14 protein-coding genes are annotated in these 13,299 nt (G+C 71.3%); 4 read left to right on the forward strand and 10 right to left on the reverse strand.

Annotation, left to right across the window (positions count from 1 at the left end):
- Positions 1-20: 20 nt before the first annotated feature.
- Positions 21-1,181 (forward strand): heparan-alpha-glucosaminide N-acetyltransferase domain-containing protein, encoded by a 1,161-nt coding sequence (locus ACYVIH_RS08370; RefSeq protein WP_460868109.1) that lies wholly within the window; start codon positions 21-23, stop codon positions 1,179-1,181.
- On the opposite strand, the gene purQ is transcribed toward ACYVIH_RS08370, so the two are convergent.
- The 4 genes from purQ to ACYVIH_RS08390 all read right to left on the reverse strand — a co-directional run bounded on the left by purQ (position 1,147) and on the right by ACYVIH_RS08390 (position 4,824).
- Positions 1,147-1,818: a phosphoribosylformylglycinamidine synthase subunit PurQ gene (purQ, locus tag ACYVIH_RS08375; protein WP_460868111.1), complete on the reverse strand. Its 672-nt coding sequence runs from the start codon at positions 1,816-1,818 to the stop codon at positions 1,147-1,149. The genes ACYVIH_RS08370 and purQ overlap by 35 nt on opposite strands.
- The gene (gene purS / locus ACYVIH_RS08380) at positions 1,815-2,063 is read right to left on the reverse strand and encodes a phosphoribosylformylglycinamidine synthase subunit PurS (RefSeq protein ID WP_460868113.1); all 249 of its coding nucleotides are present in this window, start codon (positions 2,061-2,063) and stop codon (positions 1,815-1,817) included. Before purS ends, purQ begins: the two co-directional genes overlap by 4 nt.
- 244 nt (positions 2,064-2,307) lie before the next feature.
- Positions 2,308-3,858 carry a long-chain-fatty-acid--CoA ligase gene (locus ACYVIH_RS08385; protein ID WP_460868115.1) on the reverse strand — a complete coding sequence of 517 codons (1,551 nt, stop codon included), beginning with the start codon at positions 3,856-3,858 and terminating at the stop codon, positions 2,308-2,310.
- Positions 3,859-3,906: 48 nt separating this feature from the next.
- The gene (locus ACYVIH_RS08390) at positions 3,907-4,824 is read right to left on the reverse strand and encodes a phosphoribosylaminoimidazolesuccinocarboxamide synthase (protein ID WP_460868117.1); all 918 of its coding nucleotides are present in this window, start codon (positions 4,822-4,824) and stop codon (positions 3,907-3,909) included.
- Between the two features lie 56 nt (positions 4,825-4,880).
- Between ACYVIH_RS08390 and ACYVIH_RS08395 the strand changes: the two genes are divergently transcribed.
- Positions 4,881-5,486, forward strand: a complete 606-nt coding sequence (locus ACYVIH_RS08395; protein WP_460868119.1) for a hypothetical protein — start codon at positions 4,881-4,883, stop codon at positions 5,484-5,486.
- Between the two features lie 16 nt (positions 5,487-5,502).
- Here ACYVIH_RS08395 and purB read toward each other — a convergent pair whose 3' ends face one another.
- Positions 5,503-6,921: an adenylosuccinate lyase gene (gene purB / locus ACYVIH_RS08400; protein ID WP_460868122.1), complete on the reverse strand. Its 1,419-nt coding sequence runs from the start codon at positions 6,919-6,921 to the stop codon at positions 5,503-5,505.
- 74 nt (positions 6,922-6,995) lie between these two features.
- Positions 6,996-7,172: a hypothetical protein gene (locus ACYVIH_RS08405; protein WP_460868124.1), complete on the reverse strand. Its 177-nt coding sequence runs from the start codon at positions 7,170-7,172 to the stop codon at positions 6,996-6,998.
- Positions 7,173-7,313: 141 nt separating this feature from the next.
- On the opposite strand from ACYVIH_RS08405, the gene ACYVIH_RS08410 reads away from it, so the two are divergent.
- Complete coding sequence (locus ACYVIH_RS08410) at positions 7,314-7,880, forward strand: TOPRIM nucleotidyl transferase/hydrolase domain-containing protein (RefSeq protein ID WP_460868126.1); 567 nt, start codon at positions 7,314-7,316, stop codon at positions 7,878-7,880.
- 122 nt (positions 7,881-8,002) lie between these two features.
- On the opposite strand, the gene purD is transcribed toward ACYVIH_RS08410, so the two are convergent.
- Together purD and ACYVIH_RS08420 are read right to left on the reverse strand one after the other, a co-directional pair.
- The gene (purD, locus tag ACYVIH_RS08415; RefSeq protein ID WP_460868128.1) at positions 8,003-9,241 is read right to left on the reverse strand and encodes a phosphoribosylamine--glycine ligase; all 1,239 of its coding nucleotides are present in this window, start codon (positions 9,239-9,241) and stop codon (positions 8,003-8,005) included.
- A gap of 11 nt (positions 9,242-9,252) precedes the next feature.
- Complete coding sequence (locus ACYVIH_RS08420; protein WP_460868131.1) at positions 9,253-10,533, reverse strand: adenylosuccinate synthase; 1,281 nt, start codon at positions 10,531-10,533, stop codon at positions 9,253-9,255.
- 182 nt (positions 10,534-10,715) lie between these two features.
- Here ACYVIH_RS08420 and ACYVIH_RS08425 point away from each other — a divergent pair, with 182 nt between their 5' ends.
- The gene (locus ACYVIH_RS08425; RefSeq protein ID WP_460868133.1) at positions 10,716-11,600 is read left to right on the forward strand and encodes a diacylglycerol/lipid kinase family protein; all 885 of its coding nucleotides are present in this window, start codon (positions 10,716-10,718) and stop codon (positions 11,598-11,600) included.
- Between the two features lie 23 nt (positions 11,601-11,623).
- On the opposite strand, the gene ACYVIH_RS08430 is transcribed toward ACYVIH_RS08425, so the two are convergent.
- Together ACYVIH_RS08430 and ACYVIH_RS08435 are read right to left on the reverse strand one after the other, a co-directional pair.
- The gene (locus tag ACYVIH_RS08430; RefSeq protein WP_460868135.1) at positions 11,624-12,622 is read right to left on the reverse strand and encodes a helix-turn-helix transcriptional regulator; all 999 of its coding nucleotides are present in this window, start codon (positions 12,620-12,622) and stop codon (positions 11,624-11,626) included.
- Between the two features lie 290 nt (positions 12,623-12,912).
- Positions 12,913-13,215, reverse strand: a complete 303-nt coding sequence (locus ACYVIH_RS08435; RefSeq protein ID WP_460868137.1) for a hypothetical protein — start codon at positions 13,213-13,215, stop codon at positions 12,913-12,915.
- Positions 13,216-13,299: the final 84 nt, after the last annotated feature.

Consider the following 13,299-nt stretch of genomic DNA (forward strand, 5'->3'; position numbering starts at 1 on the left):
GGGCTGGCAGGATCGGCGAGGTGAGGCCGGTCATCGACGCACGTCGCGTGGTGGGACTCGACGTCGCCCGGGCCCTCGCGCTGGTCGGGATGATGGCCACGCACATCCTGCTCGCTCTCGACGGCGCGGAGCTGTCGCTCTCCCACCAGATCGCGAGCGGCCGCGCGTCGGCGCTGTTCGCGGTGCTCGCCGGCGTCAGCATCGCGCTGATGTCGGGGCGGACCACGCCGCAGCGCGGACGCGAGCGCACGGCCACCGCCGCGGGACTCGCGGTGCGCGCGCTGATCATCGCCGGGATCGGCCTGCTGCTCGCCGAGGCCGACTCCGGGATCGCGGTGATCCTCACCTACTACGGCGTGCTCTTCGTGCTGGCGATCCCGTTCCTGGGTCTGGGGGCTCGTGCCCTGGCGGTGCTCAGCGCGATGTGGCTCGTCGTCGCGCCGGTGGTGTCCCACCTGGTGCGACCGGAGCTGCCCGCTCCGTCGTACCGCAGCCCGTCGCTCGACAGCCTGACCGAGCCGTGGCAGCTGCTCACCGAGCTGACCTTCACCGGGTACTACCCCGCGGTGCCGTGGGTCGCCTACCTGCTCGCCGGGATGGCGGTGGGCCGGCTGTCACTCGCGTCGGGCCGTACGGCGGCCAGGCTGGCCGTGCTGGGCGTCGGGGCAGCGGCGGTGTCGTGGCTGGTCTCGGAGGCGCTCGTCTCGGTGCCCGGGGTCCGCCGCACCCTCGGCGAGACCTTCGTCGGCCCGGTCACGGGCAACAGCCTGTCGCTGACCCTGGACCGCGGGCTCTACGGCACCACGCCGACCGGCAGCTGGTGGTGGCTGGCCGTACACGCGCCGCACTCCGCGACGCCGTTCGACCTGGCGCACACCATCGGCACCTCGCTGCTGGTGATCGGCTTCTGCCTCGCGGTCGGCCGGCTGGCGCCGCGGACGCTTGCGGTGCTGTTCGGCGCCGGCGCGATGACGCTGACGCTGTACTCCGCGCACGTGGTCTCGCGCCACCCCGGCTGGTGGGACGGCGACGACAGGGGGACGTTCCTCGCCCAGGTCGGGCTGGTGCTGCTCGTGGGCGCGGCGTTCCGCGCGGCCGGCAGCCGGGGGCCGCTGGAGACCGTCGTGGCCGCGGCGCAGAACGGGGTCAGGCGCGCAGTAGCTGCGAGACCGCGGAGGTGAAGAACGCGAGCCCGTCGGTGCCCGGGCCGCACAGGTCCTCGACCGCGTGCTCGGGGTGCGGCATGAGGCCGACGACGTTGCCCGCCTCGTTGGCGATCCCGGCGATGTCGCGCAGCGAGCCGTTGGGGTTCTTGCCCAGGTAACGCGCCACGACGCGACCCTCGCCCTCGAGCCGGTCGAGCGTGTCCTCGTCGGCGACGTACTTGCCCTCGCCGTTCTTGAGCACGACGGTGATCTCCGCGCCCTCGTCGTAGTCCGAGGTCCACGGGGTGCGGGTGTTCTCGATCCGGATCCGCTGGTCGAGGCAGACGAACTTCCGCGCGTCGTTGCGCAGCAGCGCGCCGGGCAGCAGGTGGGACTCGCAGAGGATCTGGAAGCCGTTGCAGATGCCCAGCACGGGCATCCCCTTGCCGGCTGCCTCGATCACCTCGGTCATGATCGGGGAGAACCGGGAGATCGCGCCGCAGCGCAGGTAGTCGCCGTAGGAGAACCCACCGGGCAGGACCACCGCGTCGACCCCGCGCAGGTCGTGCTCGTCATGCCAGAGCTTGACCGCCTCGCCGCCGGCGAAGCCGACCGCGCGCTGCGCGTCGACGTCGTCGAGCGAGCCGGGGAAGGTGACGACGCCGATCTTCACTGCTGCTCCTCGACGTGCACCGCGTAGTCCTCGATCACCGGGTTGGACAGCAGCTTCTCGGCGATGTCGTGGATCTGCGCCAGCCGCTCGTCGGTGAGCTCGTCGACCTCGAGCTCGAACCGCTTGCCCTGCCGAACGTCGCTGACCCCGGTGACCCCGAGCCGCGGGAGAGCGCCGTGCACGGCCTTGCCCTGCGGGTCGAGGATCTCGGGCTTGAGCATGACGTCGACGACGACTCGTGCCACTGGGGTGCTCCTAGGAGGAGAAGAGAGAACCGGCGGGCCTCAGTCTAGTCGGGGGTTCGCAGGCTTCCCGACGCGGTCCGGGCCGGGCCCGCGCTGACTTGCAACGTTCTGCACCATTCCAGAGCAGGAAGTGGTGCGTTTCGTTGCAAGTGCGAGCCGCCCCCACGCGCCGCACCCGTCGACCACCTCCGGCGGGGAGCGGTACGGCGGTCACGCGACCGCCGTACCACCGTGCCGGAGCCAGCTAGGACAGCTCGCGCTTGAGGATCTTGCCCGTCGAGGTCATCGGGAGGGACGGCGCGAACTCGATGTGGCGGGGGTACTTGTAGTTGGCCATCTGCTCCTTGCACCAGTCGCGGAGCTCGTCCTCGGTGATCGTGGCGCCCTCGTTGAGGATCACGAACGCCTTGATCTCCTCGCCGTGGCTCTCGTCCGGGACCCCGACGACCGCGGCGAGCGAGACCGCCTCGTGGGTCATCAGGACCTCCTCGATCTCGCGGGGGTACACGTTGTAGCCGCCCCGGATGATCATGTCCTTGGCCCGGTCGACGATGTAGTAGAAGCCGTCCTCGTCGCGGCGGGCGAGGTCGCCGGTCTTGAACCAGCCGTTGTTCATCACCTCGGCGGTGGCCTCGGCGCGCTTGTAGTAGCCCTTCATGATGTTGTGCCCGCGGATCGCGATCTCGCCGACCTGGTCGGCTCCCTCGACGGTGTTCCACTCGGCATCGACGAGCTTGACCTCCACGCCCCAGATCGGGACACCGATCGAGCCGGGCCGCGGGTCGCGCTCGGGGTCGGAGAAGGTGGCGACCGGCGAGGTCTCCGAGAGGCCGTAGCCCTCGAGGATCTGCACGCCGAACTTCTCCTTGACCTGGTTGAGGATCTCCACCGGCAGGGCGGAGCCGCCGGACACGGCGAGCCGGAGGTTGTCGGCGATCTTCTTCACGTCGACCGACTCGTCGAGCGCGCCGAGCAGGCCCCACCACATGGTGGGCACGCCCGCGAAGACGGTGATGTTCTCCCTCTGCATCAGGCCGATCGCCTGCTGGGCGTCGAAGCGCGGCAGCAGCACCAGGGTCGCGCCGACGGAGAAGCCGGCGTTCATGTTCACGGTCTGCCCGAAGGAGTGGAACAACGGCAGCGTGAGCAGGTGGACGTCGTGGTCCTCGGGGCGGGTGCCGAAGAGCCGGTTGCTGGTCAGCGCGTTGAGCACCATGTTGGAGTGCGAGAGCTCAGCGCCCTTGGGCTGGCCGGTGGTGCCGGAGGTGTAGAGGATCACCGCGGTGTCGGTCGCCTCGGTGACGACGGAGTCGAACGTGCCGGGCTGCTGGCCGGCGACCTGCATCAGGCTCTCGGTGCCCTCGATCGGCGAGTCGCCCATCAGGTCCGCGGTGATCATGAAGAAGCTCTCGCAGCGCTCGGCCTGCTGGTAGCCGTCGTGGCCCATCTGCCCCATCGGCAGGTCGGGGGTGCCCTCGAAGCAGAAGTACGCCTTCGCGTCGGAGTCCTCGAGGTGGTAGGCGATCTCGCGGGCCTTCAGGAGCACGTTGAGCGGGACGACCACGGCACCGGCCTTGAGGATGCCGTAGTAGACGACCGGGAAGTGCGGGAGGTTCGGGCAGGAGATCGCGACCTTGTCGCCGGGCTTGATGCCGCGCGAGACGAGCAGGTTCGCGACCTGGTTGGCCAGCGTGTTGACCGTCTCGTAGTTCAGGCGCAGGTCCCCGAGCACCAGCGCGTCACGGGTGGGGTACTTGCGTGCACTGTCCTCGAGGAAGACGGAGAGGTTGAGCACGGGGTGGACTCCTTCGGTGTGGGACGAGCTGACGTCGGCGGTCCGGCGTCAGGTGCTGGACGGGCTGGTGAACTGCTGGCCGGTGAGGCGTTCGTAGGCCTCGATGTACCTGGAGCGGGTGCGCTCGACCACCTCGGCCGGCAACGCCGGCGGCTTCTCGCCGGAGTCCCGGTCCCAGCCGCTCTCGGGCGAGGTGAGCCAGTTGCGCACGATCTGCTTGTCGTACGACGGCTGGGTGCGGCCCGGCGTCCACTCGTCGGCGGGCCAGAACCGTGACGAGTCGGGGGTGAGCACCTCGTCGGCGAGCACCGCGGTGCCGTCGGGCCGAGCTCCGAACTCGAGCTTGGTGTCGGCGAGGATGATCCCGCGCTCCCGGGCGATCGTCTCGGCGCGCGCGTAGACGGCCAGGGTCAGGTCGCGCAGCTCGGCCGCGCGCTCCTCGCCGATGACACCGGCCACGGCGTCGTACGACACGTTCTCGTCGTGGTCCCCGAGCGCCGCCTTGGTGGCCGGGGTGAAGATCGCCTCGGGCAGCCGGCTGCCGTCGACCAGCCCGTCGGGCAGCGCGATGCCGCACACCTCCCCGGTGGCGCGGTAGTCCGCAAGCCCCGAGCCGGTGAGGTAGCCCCGCGCCACGCACTCGACGGGGAACATCGCGAGCTCCTCGCACACGACCGCCCTGCCCCGGACGGATTCGGGTACGTCGGTCGACACGATGTGGTTGGGCACGAGGTCGGCGAGCTGCTCGAACCACCACAGCGACATCTGCGTGAGGATCGCGCCCTTGTCGGGGATCGGGGTGTCGAGCACGAAGTCGTAGGCGGAGATCCGGTCGCTGGCGACCATCAGCAGCCGACCGTCCTCCAGGCGGTACAGGTCGCGCACCTTGCCGGAGTGGAGGTGGGTCGCACCGGGGATCTGCGGTGCCTCCGGGATGCCGAGGTCGGACGCGCTGGGGCCGCTCATGGCCTGATCCTACTGACGGGTCTGCGGCCCCGGCCGGGGCATGGCAACCTGGGCGCATGCCCGAGTCAGCCGAAGAGGTCTACGCCCGCGTCGTCGCCGCCGTCGGTGAGGACGGCCGTCTGCCCATGCCCCCGGTGCACGAGTGGGAGATCTTCCCGTGGGAGGGCGACATGCAGGTCAAGGTCGTCCGTCCGCCTGTGGAGGCCGAGGAGCCGCGCTGGGGCGAGGGCGACAAGCCGTGCTCGTGCCAGAACGGCGAGCACGAGAACGCGATCTGGCAGAACGAGCGCTGGGTGGTCACCGCGCCCGACAAGCCCGGCGGGCTGCCGCTGATGCTGTTCCTGCAGCCCCGCGAGCACCTGGACTTCTCCGACATGGACGACGACCTCGCCGCGGAGTTCGGCCGGGTCACGAACTGGCTGCACCGGATCATGGCGGGGCTGCCGAACATCGGGCGGGTGCACGTGTGCAAGTGGGGCGACGGTGGTTCGCACATGCACGTGTGGTTCATCGCGCGCACCGCTCGGATGCCCGGCATCCTCGGCTCGATGGCGGTGGAGTGGAACGAGATCCTGCCCCCGGTGCCGGAGGACGTCTGGCGCAGCGACGTGCACGAGGTGGCCCGGAAGCTGGCCACGCACGACGGCAGGGCGCTGGTCTGACCGGCGCCCGCGCAGGCTAGAGGATCGCGCCCGGCGAGTAGGCGGCCGCCCGCGGGTGCCGTCCGGTGACCTCCGCCACCCGGCGTACGACGGCCTGCACCTGCGTGACCGCAGCACCGGTGAACGTGATCGGCTCGGCCACCAGCGACTCGAGCTGCTCCTTGCTCAGGCCGAGCCGCTCGTCGGCGGCGAGCCGCGCGAACACGTCGTTCTCGGTGCGCCCCTGCCGCATCTCCAGTGCGACCCCGACGGCTGCCTCCTTGATCGCCTCGTGTGCGGTCTCGCGGCCGACGCCGTTGCGCACCGCGGCCATCAGCACCTTGGTGGTGGCCAGGAACGGCAGGTAGCGGTCGAGCTCGCGCTGGATGACGGCCGGGAAGGCACCGAACTCGTCGAGCACGGTGAGGAAGGTCTGGAACAGCCCGTCGGCGGCGAAGAACGCGTCGGGCAGCGCGACCCGGCGTACGACGGAGCAGGACACGTCGCCCTCGTTCCACTGGTCCCCGGCGAGCTCGCCGACCATGGAGAGGTAGCCGCGGAGCACGACCGCGAGCCCGTTCACCCGCTCGCACGAGCGCGTGTTCATCTTGTGCGGCATCGCCGAGGAGCCGACCTGGCCCTCCTTGAACCCCTCGGTGACCAGCTCGATGCCGGCCATGAGCCGGATCGTCGTGGCGAGGTTCGACGGCCCGGCGACGACCTGGACGAGCGCGGACACGACGTCGAAGTCCAGCGAGCGCGGGTAGACCTGCCCGACGCTGGTGAGCACGTTGTCGAAGCCGAGGTGCGCGGCGACCCGCTCCTCGAGGGTGGCCAGCAGCGCGTCGTCACCGCCGAGCAGGTCGAGCATGTCCTGGGCGGTGCCGACCGGGCCCTTGATCCCGCGAAGCGGGTAGCGGGCGATCAGCTCCTCGAGCCGGTCCAGCGCGACCAGCATCTCGTCGGCCACGGTCGCGAACCGCTTGCCCAGGGTGGTCGCCTGCGCGGCGACGTTGTGGGAGCGCCCCGCCATCACGAGGGTCTCGTGCTCGGAGGCCAGCCGGGCCAGCCGTGCCAGCGCCGCGACGACCCGGTCGCGGACCAGCTCGAGCGAGGCCTTGATCTGGAGCTGCTCGACGTTCTCGGTCAGGTCACGCGAGGTCATCCCCTTGTGGATGTGCTCGTGACCGGCGAGCGCGCAGAACTCCTCGATCCGCGCCTTCACGTCGTGGCGGGTGACCCGCTCGCGCGCCGCGATCGAGTCGAGGTCGACCCGGTCGACCACGGCCTCGTAGGCCTCGATCACTCCTTCGGGCACCTCGATCCCGAGGTCCTTCTGGGCCTTCAGCACGGCGATCCACAGCTGCCGCTCGAGGACGATCTTGTGCTCGGGGGACCACAGCTGCGCGAGGTCGGCTCCGGCGTACCTGGTGGCGAGGACGTTGGGGATGCTCACGCCGTCGATTCTCGCATCGAGCCGCGGGGCGCGCGCCGGGGGCGCCCCTGTCGGACCTCCAGACCTGGGCCGGGTCAGCCGGGCGTCTGGTGCGACTCGTGCCGGGTGCCCTCGGGGTCGTCGGTGCGCTCGTCGGACTCCTCGAGGATCGCCCGGGCCTGTTCCTCGGGAGCGTCGCTGCCGGCGGCCTGCTCCTCGGGCAGCAGCTCGGCCCGTCGCTCGACCCGCTCTTCGTCCGCTGACTCGCTCATGACCTCATTGTTACCCCCTCCGACCAGGGTCACTCCCGCGGCGGTCCCGGGCGGCAGCACCCCTGACCGACACGCGCCCGGAGAGCAGCCTGCTCACAAACTGCCTCGCCAGGGGCTGCGTCGGGGCAGATACTCGACGACATGGCAGGCACGACGCCACGCGCGGTGATCCTCGTCGAGGGTCCCAGCGACCGTGCCGCCGTGGAGACACTGGCCCGGCGGATCGGCCGGGACCTCGACGCCGAGGGGGTCGCGGTCGTTCCGATGGGCGGTGCGACGAGCGTGCGACGCTTCCTCGGCACCTTCGGCCCCGACGGGCTCGACGTGACGGTGGCCGGTCTGTGCGACGCGGCCGAGGCGGCGTACCTCGCGGGCGCTCTCGAGCGGACCGGCTACCGCGCCACGGTGACCGTGGCCGACCTTCCGGCGCTGGGCTTCCAGGTCTGCCGGGCCGACCTGGAGGACGAGCTGATCCGTGCCGCCGGTCTCGCCACGGCGGAGGCGGTGCTGGACGGCGAGGGCGAGCTCGCTTCCTTCCGCCGCATGCAGCGCCAGCCCGCTCAGCGCGGCCGGCGGGCCGAGGACCAGCTGCGGCGCTTCATCGCCTGCGGCTCCGGTCGCAAGCCGCGGTACGCCCGCCTGCTCGCCGAGGCGCTCGAGCTGTCGCAGACACCTCCGCCGCTGGCGGCCGTGCTCGCTGCCGTCTGAGGCTCGATCCCCGGAGGGCCACTTCGACGTGCACTCGCCGCGCGCGGCCGCGGCGTCACGGCGCGGGCGACGCGGCTGACCTCGGCAAGTGCACGTCCGTTCGGCCCCGCCGCCCGGCTCGCTCAGATGCCGGCGGCGATGTCGGTGCGGTGGTGGCTGCCGTCGATCCGGATCTTCCCGACCGCCTCGTAGGCGCGAGCACGGGCGTCGGCCACGCTCGATCCGACCGCGGTCACCGCGAGCACCCGCCCGCCGGCGGTCACCAGCGTGCCGTCCTCACCTCGCGCGGTGCCGGCGTGGATCACGTCGACCCCCTCCACCCGCTCGGCGTCCATCAGGCCGTGGATCACGTCCCCGGTGCGCGGCGTCGCCGGGTAGTCCTTGGAGGCCACGACCACGGCGACCGCGGCGCCGGTCTTCCAGCGCGGAGCGGCGACCTCGTCGAGCCGCCCCTGCGCCGCGGCGCGGAGGAGCACCCCGAGCGGCGAGTCCAGCAGCGCCATCAGCGGCTGGGTCTCCGGGTCCCCGAACCGGGCGTTGAACTCGATCACCCGCACGCCCCGCCCGGTCAGCGCCAGGCCGGCGTAGAGCAGCCCGCTGAACGGTGTGCCGCGTCGGGCCATCTCGTCGACCGTGGGCTGCAGCACCCGCTCGGTGACCTCGGCGACCAGGCCGTCCGGTGCCCACGGCAGCGGCGTGTAGGCGCCCATCCCGCCGGTGTTGGGGCCGGTGTCCCCGTCGCCGGCGCGCTTGAAGTCCTGCGCCGGCTGGAGGGGTACGACGGTCCGCCCGTCCGTGATCGCGAACAGCGACACCTCGGGGCCGTCGAGGAACTCCTCGACGACGACCCGCTCGCAGGCAGCGGCATGGGCCAGCGCCTCGTCGCGGGAGTCGGTGACCACCACGCCCTTGCCGGCGGCGAGGCCGTCGTCCTTGACCACGTAGGGGGCGCCGAACGCGTCCAACGCCGCCTCGACCTCGGCCGGTGTGGTGCACACGTGCGCCATCGCGGTCGGCACCTCGGCGGCTGCCATGACCTCCTTGGCGAACGCCTTGGAGCCCTCGAGCCGCGCCGCTTCCGCGGTCGGCCCGAAGCAGTCGATGCCCCGCTCCCGCACCGCGTCGGCGACGCCCGCGACGAGCGGCGCCTCCGGACCGACCACCACGAGGTCGATGCCGAGCCGCTCGGCGAGGTCGGCGACCGCCGTACCGTCGGTGGGCTTGACCTCGTGCAGCTCCGCCACCGCCGCGATCCCGGGGTTGCCGGGGGCGGCGTGCACCTCGGTCACGTCCGGGTCGCGCGACAGCGCGAGCGCGAGTGCGTGCTCGCGGCCGCCGGAGCCGATCACCAGGACCTTCATGCGGCGGCTCCTCAGCTCTCGCGCAGGATGATGGTCTGCTCGCGGCCGGGACCGACCCCGATCGCCCAGAACGGCGCGCCGGACATCTCCTCGAGCGCCTTGACGTAGACCTGGGCGTTCTTGGGCAGCTCCTCGAAGGTGCGGCAGTGCGAGATGTCCTCGTTCCAGCCCTCGAAGAACTCGTAGATCGGCTTGGCGTGGAAGAACTCCGACTGGGTCATCGGCATCTCGTCGTGGCGCACGCCGTCGATCTCGTAGCCGACGCAGACCGGGATCCGCTCCCAGGCGCCGAGGATGTCGAGCTTGGTCAGGACGAACTCGGTGAGCCCGTTGACGCGGGCGGCGTAGCGGGCGATGACGGCGTCGTACCAGCCGCAGCGGCGGTTGCGCCCGGTGGTCACGCCGAACTCGCCGCCGATCTGGCGCAGCCGCTCGCCGTCCTCGTCGAGCAGCTCGGTCGGGAACGGCCCGGAGCCGACCCGCGTGGTGTACGCCTTGATCACGCCGATCACCCGGTCGATGCGGGTGGGGCCGATGCCGGCGCCCGAGCACACCCCGCCGGAGCCGGCGTTGCTGGAGGTGACGAACGGGTAGGTGCCGTGGTCGACGTCGAGCAGGGTGCCCTGCGCGCCCTCGAACAGCACCGTCTTGCCACCGTCGAGCGCGTCGTTGATGACCCGGGAGGTGTCGGCGACCATCGGCTTGAGCCGCTCGGCGTACGCGGCGATCTCCTCGAGGATCTGCTCGGCCTCGATCGCCCGCCGGTTGTAGACCTTCACGAGCAGGTGGTTCTTCTGCTCCAGGGAGGCCTCGATCTTCTGCCGCAGGATCTTCTCGTCGAAGACGTCGGCGGCCCGGATGCCCATCCGGTTGATCTTGTCGGCGTAGGCCGGACCGATGCCGCGGCCCGTCGTACCGATCTGGTTCTTGCCCAGGAAGCGCTCGGTGACCTTGTCCAAGGTGGTGTGGTACGACGTGATCAGGTGCGCGTTGCTCGACACCACCAGCCGCGAGGTGTCCACACCGCGGGCGTTGAGCGCGTCGATCTCGTCGAGGAGCACCGCGACGTCGACGACCACGCCGTTGCCGAGCACCGGGGTGACCCCGGGGGTGAGGATGCCGGACGGGAGCAGGTGGAGCGCGAACTTCTCGCCGTCGATGACGATGGTGTGCCCGGCGTTGTTTCCGCCTTGATAGCGGACGCAATAATCGATGGACGAGCCGAGCTGGTCGGTCGCCTTGCCTTTCCCCTCGTCGCCCCACTGGGCTCCGACTAGGACAATCGCGGGCATGGAGTTACCCCTCTCGGCGGCCTCTGGCGGGACGGTCCGGACCGTGGCTGCGGATGACCTCGGGCCCTTGCGCCGGAGGCTTCGCGGCCTGGCAACGAAGAAGCCCCGGCTGTGCAACAGCACCGGGGCTCTTGCGGCCAAACGATAACAGAGCGTCCGAGGGCCGATGTAGTGTCCACGTGGTGGACCCCCTCCTGCTGATCACCAACGCCGACGCCGGCACGACCGACGCCGAGAGCATCGAGAAGGCGCTCACCGTCCTCCGTGGCGCGGGGGACGTCGAGGTCTGCGCCACCTCCAACCCCGGCGAGCTCGACGGGGTCCTGCACCGGCGCGGCAGCCGGCGCGTGGTCGTCGTCGGCGGTGACGGCAGCCTGCACGCGGTGATCGCGGCGCTGCACCGTCGGCAGGAGCTCGCCGACACCGTGGTCGGCCTGATCCCGCTCGGGACCGGCAACGACTTCGCCCGCGGCTCGGGGATCCCGCTCGACCCCGAGGAGGCCGCGCGGCTCGTGGTCAAGGGCGACGTACGCCCGGTGGACCTCATCGTCGACTGCGCCGGCAGTATCGTGGTCAACAACGTGCACCTCGGCGCGGGCGCGCAGGCCAGCCGCAAGGCCCACAAGTGGAAGCAGCGGCTGGGTCGCGTCGGCTACCCGATCGGGGCGCTGCTCGCCGCGGTCAACCCGCCCTTCGTCCGGCTGCGGATCGAGGTCGACGGCGAGGAGGTCGCCGACGTCGCCCACCCGGTCCTGATGGTCGCCGTCGGCAACGGCCCCACGGTCGGCGGCGGTGCGGAGATCGCGCCGGAGGCCAACCCGGAGGACGGGAAGATGGACGTGATGATCTCCTTCGCGATCGGCCCGCTCGCCCGGATCGGCTACGCGTTGCGCTTCCGCAAGGGTGAGCACCACGAGCGCGGTGACGTGAAGTACCTCCGCGGCTCCACCGTCTCGGTGACCGGCCAGGACTTCTACTGCAGCGCCGACGGCGAGGTCTACGGCCCGGAACAGCACCGCACCTGGCACGTCGAGCGCGGGGCCTACCGGATGGTGCTGCCCGGCTGACATGGCGGCCTGACTGTCGCAGGTCAGACCCACCCGCGACGTACGGCCTCCACCCCGGCCTGGAACCGAGACTCCACGCCGAGCTCGGCCATCAGCTCTGCGACCCTGCGGCGCACGGTGCGCAGGCTGATCCCGAGCGCGCGCGCGATCTGCTCGTCGCGCGCTCCCCGAGTCAGCTGCTGCAGCAGCAGCTGCCGGTCCCCGGTGTGGTCGGAGACCGAGCCGCCGAGCCCCGGAACGCTCATCGCGTGCTCCCAGTGGCTCTCGAAGAGGTCGGCGAGCGCGGCCACGAGCGACTGCTCGCGGATCACGAGCCGCCGGCCGGTGTCCCCGCCCCAGCGGTCCGGGACCAGCGCCGCCTCCCTGCCGAGCACGACCATCCGGCTGGGCACGACGGCCACGACGCGGATCAGCTCGCCGGCCCCGGCGCGAGTGCGGAGCACGTCCGGTGCCTCTTCGAGCACGCGCGCGGGGTAGAGGGCCCGGGAGGTCCGTCCGGCCTCGACCAGGTCCCGCACCAACGCGTCGCCCTCACGACCGACGGGCAGCCGCCATTGGTCGGGACGGAACCAGAGCACGTCACCGGCCGACTCGGTCACGAGCTCACGGAGCAGTCCGGCCACGTCGTCCCGCAGGACCGCCTGCACGCCGACGTGGGAGGCAGCGGCGCCGTCGGCACCCAGCGAGGTCAGGTGCTCGGCGGCCAGGCTCGGCACCAGGTTGCGCAGCGCGTCGACCTGCTCGGCGTCCCGGGCCAGCCGGCGGGTCTGCTGCTCGAGCACTCGCCCGAGCGCCTCGACGGGGGGTTCGGCGGTGACCGTGTCGGCGCTCAGCCGGACCAGGCCGGCGTCGGCGAGCCTGGTCACGACCTCGTCGAGCTCGGCCAGGGAGAGCCCGGTGATCTCGGTGAGCCGCTGCCGGCTCGCGCCGGAGGAGCGCAGGATGCGCCGGTACAGCAGCTCCTCACCCGGGCGCAGGCCGGCCATCGTCAGCGGCGAGACGGGCTGCGATTTCTGCGGCACGGTTGCAGGATAGTGCCAGTGGCATGAAGCGGTCACGCGAAAGTGCGTTCGGGCTGCGATGCTCTCCTTCAGAGACGGCCGAGGCTTCGGGGGACGAGAGCCTCGGCCCCTCTCTCCCAAGTCGGAGCGCCGGAATCGCAGCAGGGGACGATTCCGGCGCTCCGCCCATGTCTCCCCTCCCCGTGTAACGCGGGGTTATGGACGCTTCACACGCGGCAGGACGCTGGCACTGCGTCCAGAACACTGAGGGAGTACGGCGGCCAAGGAGCCCCGCTGAGAGTCGCCACGGCCTAACACCACATCGCCTCGCCGAAACGCCGGACGGTGTCGTCCACCTCCGACCGCAGTCGACGTAGCGTCGCCCTGCGTTGGGGCTCGAAGAGCTCGCGCCAGGTCACCCGGGACACTCCGTAGCCGCCGTCGACGCGACGCAGCCAGTCCTCGCGCTGTTTCTCCCGCCACACCACCTGCTCCGGAGGCTCGTCGGCGACGCCACCGCTCTCCCGGCCGAGGTACTTCACCTTGCCGTCGAACTCGAAGAGGTGCCGACCGAGTCGCAGATCCGTTCGGGCCCGACGTCCCTCCGCGACCACCTCGAACTGGGTCTCGGGTGTCTCGCGTCAAGTAAGTGGCAGAGATTCGTGTCCTGGAAAGTTGGGGACGGCCGGGTGCGCTGC

This window comes from Nocardioides pakistanensis (genome assembly GCF_054781215.1).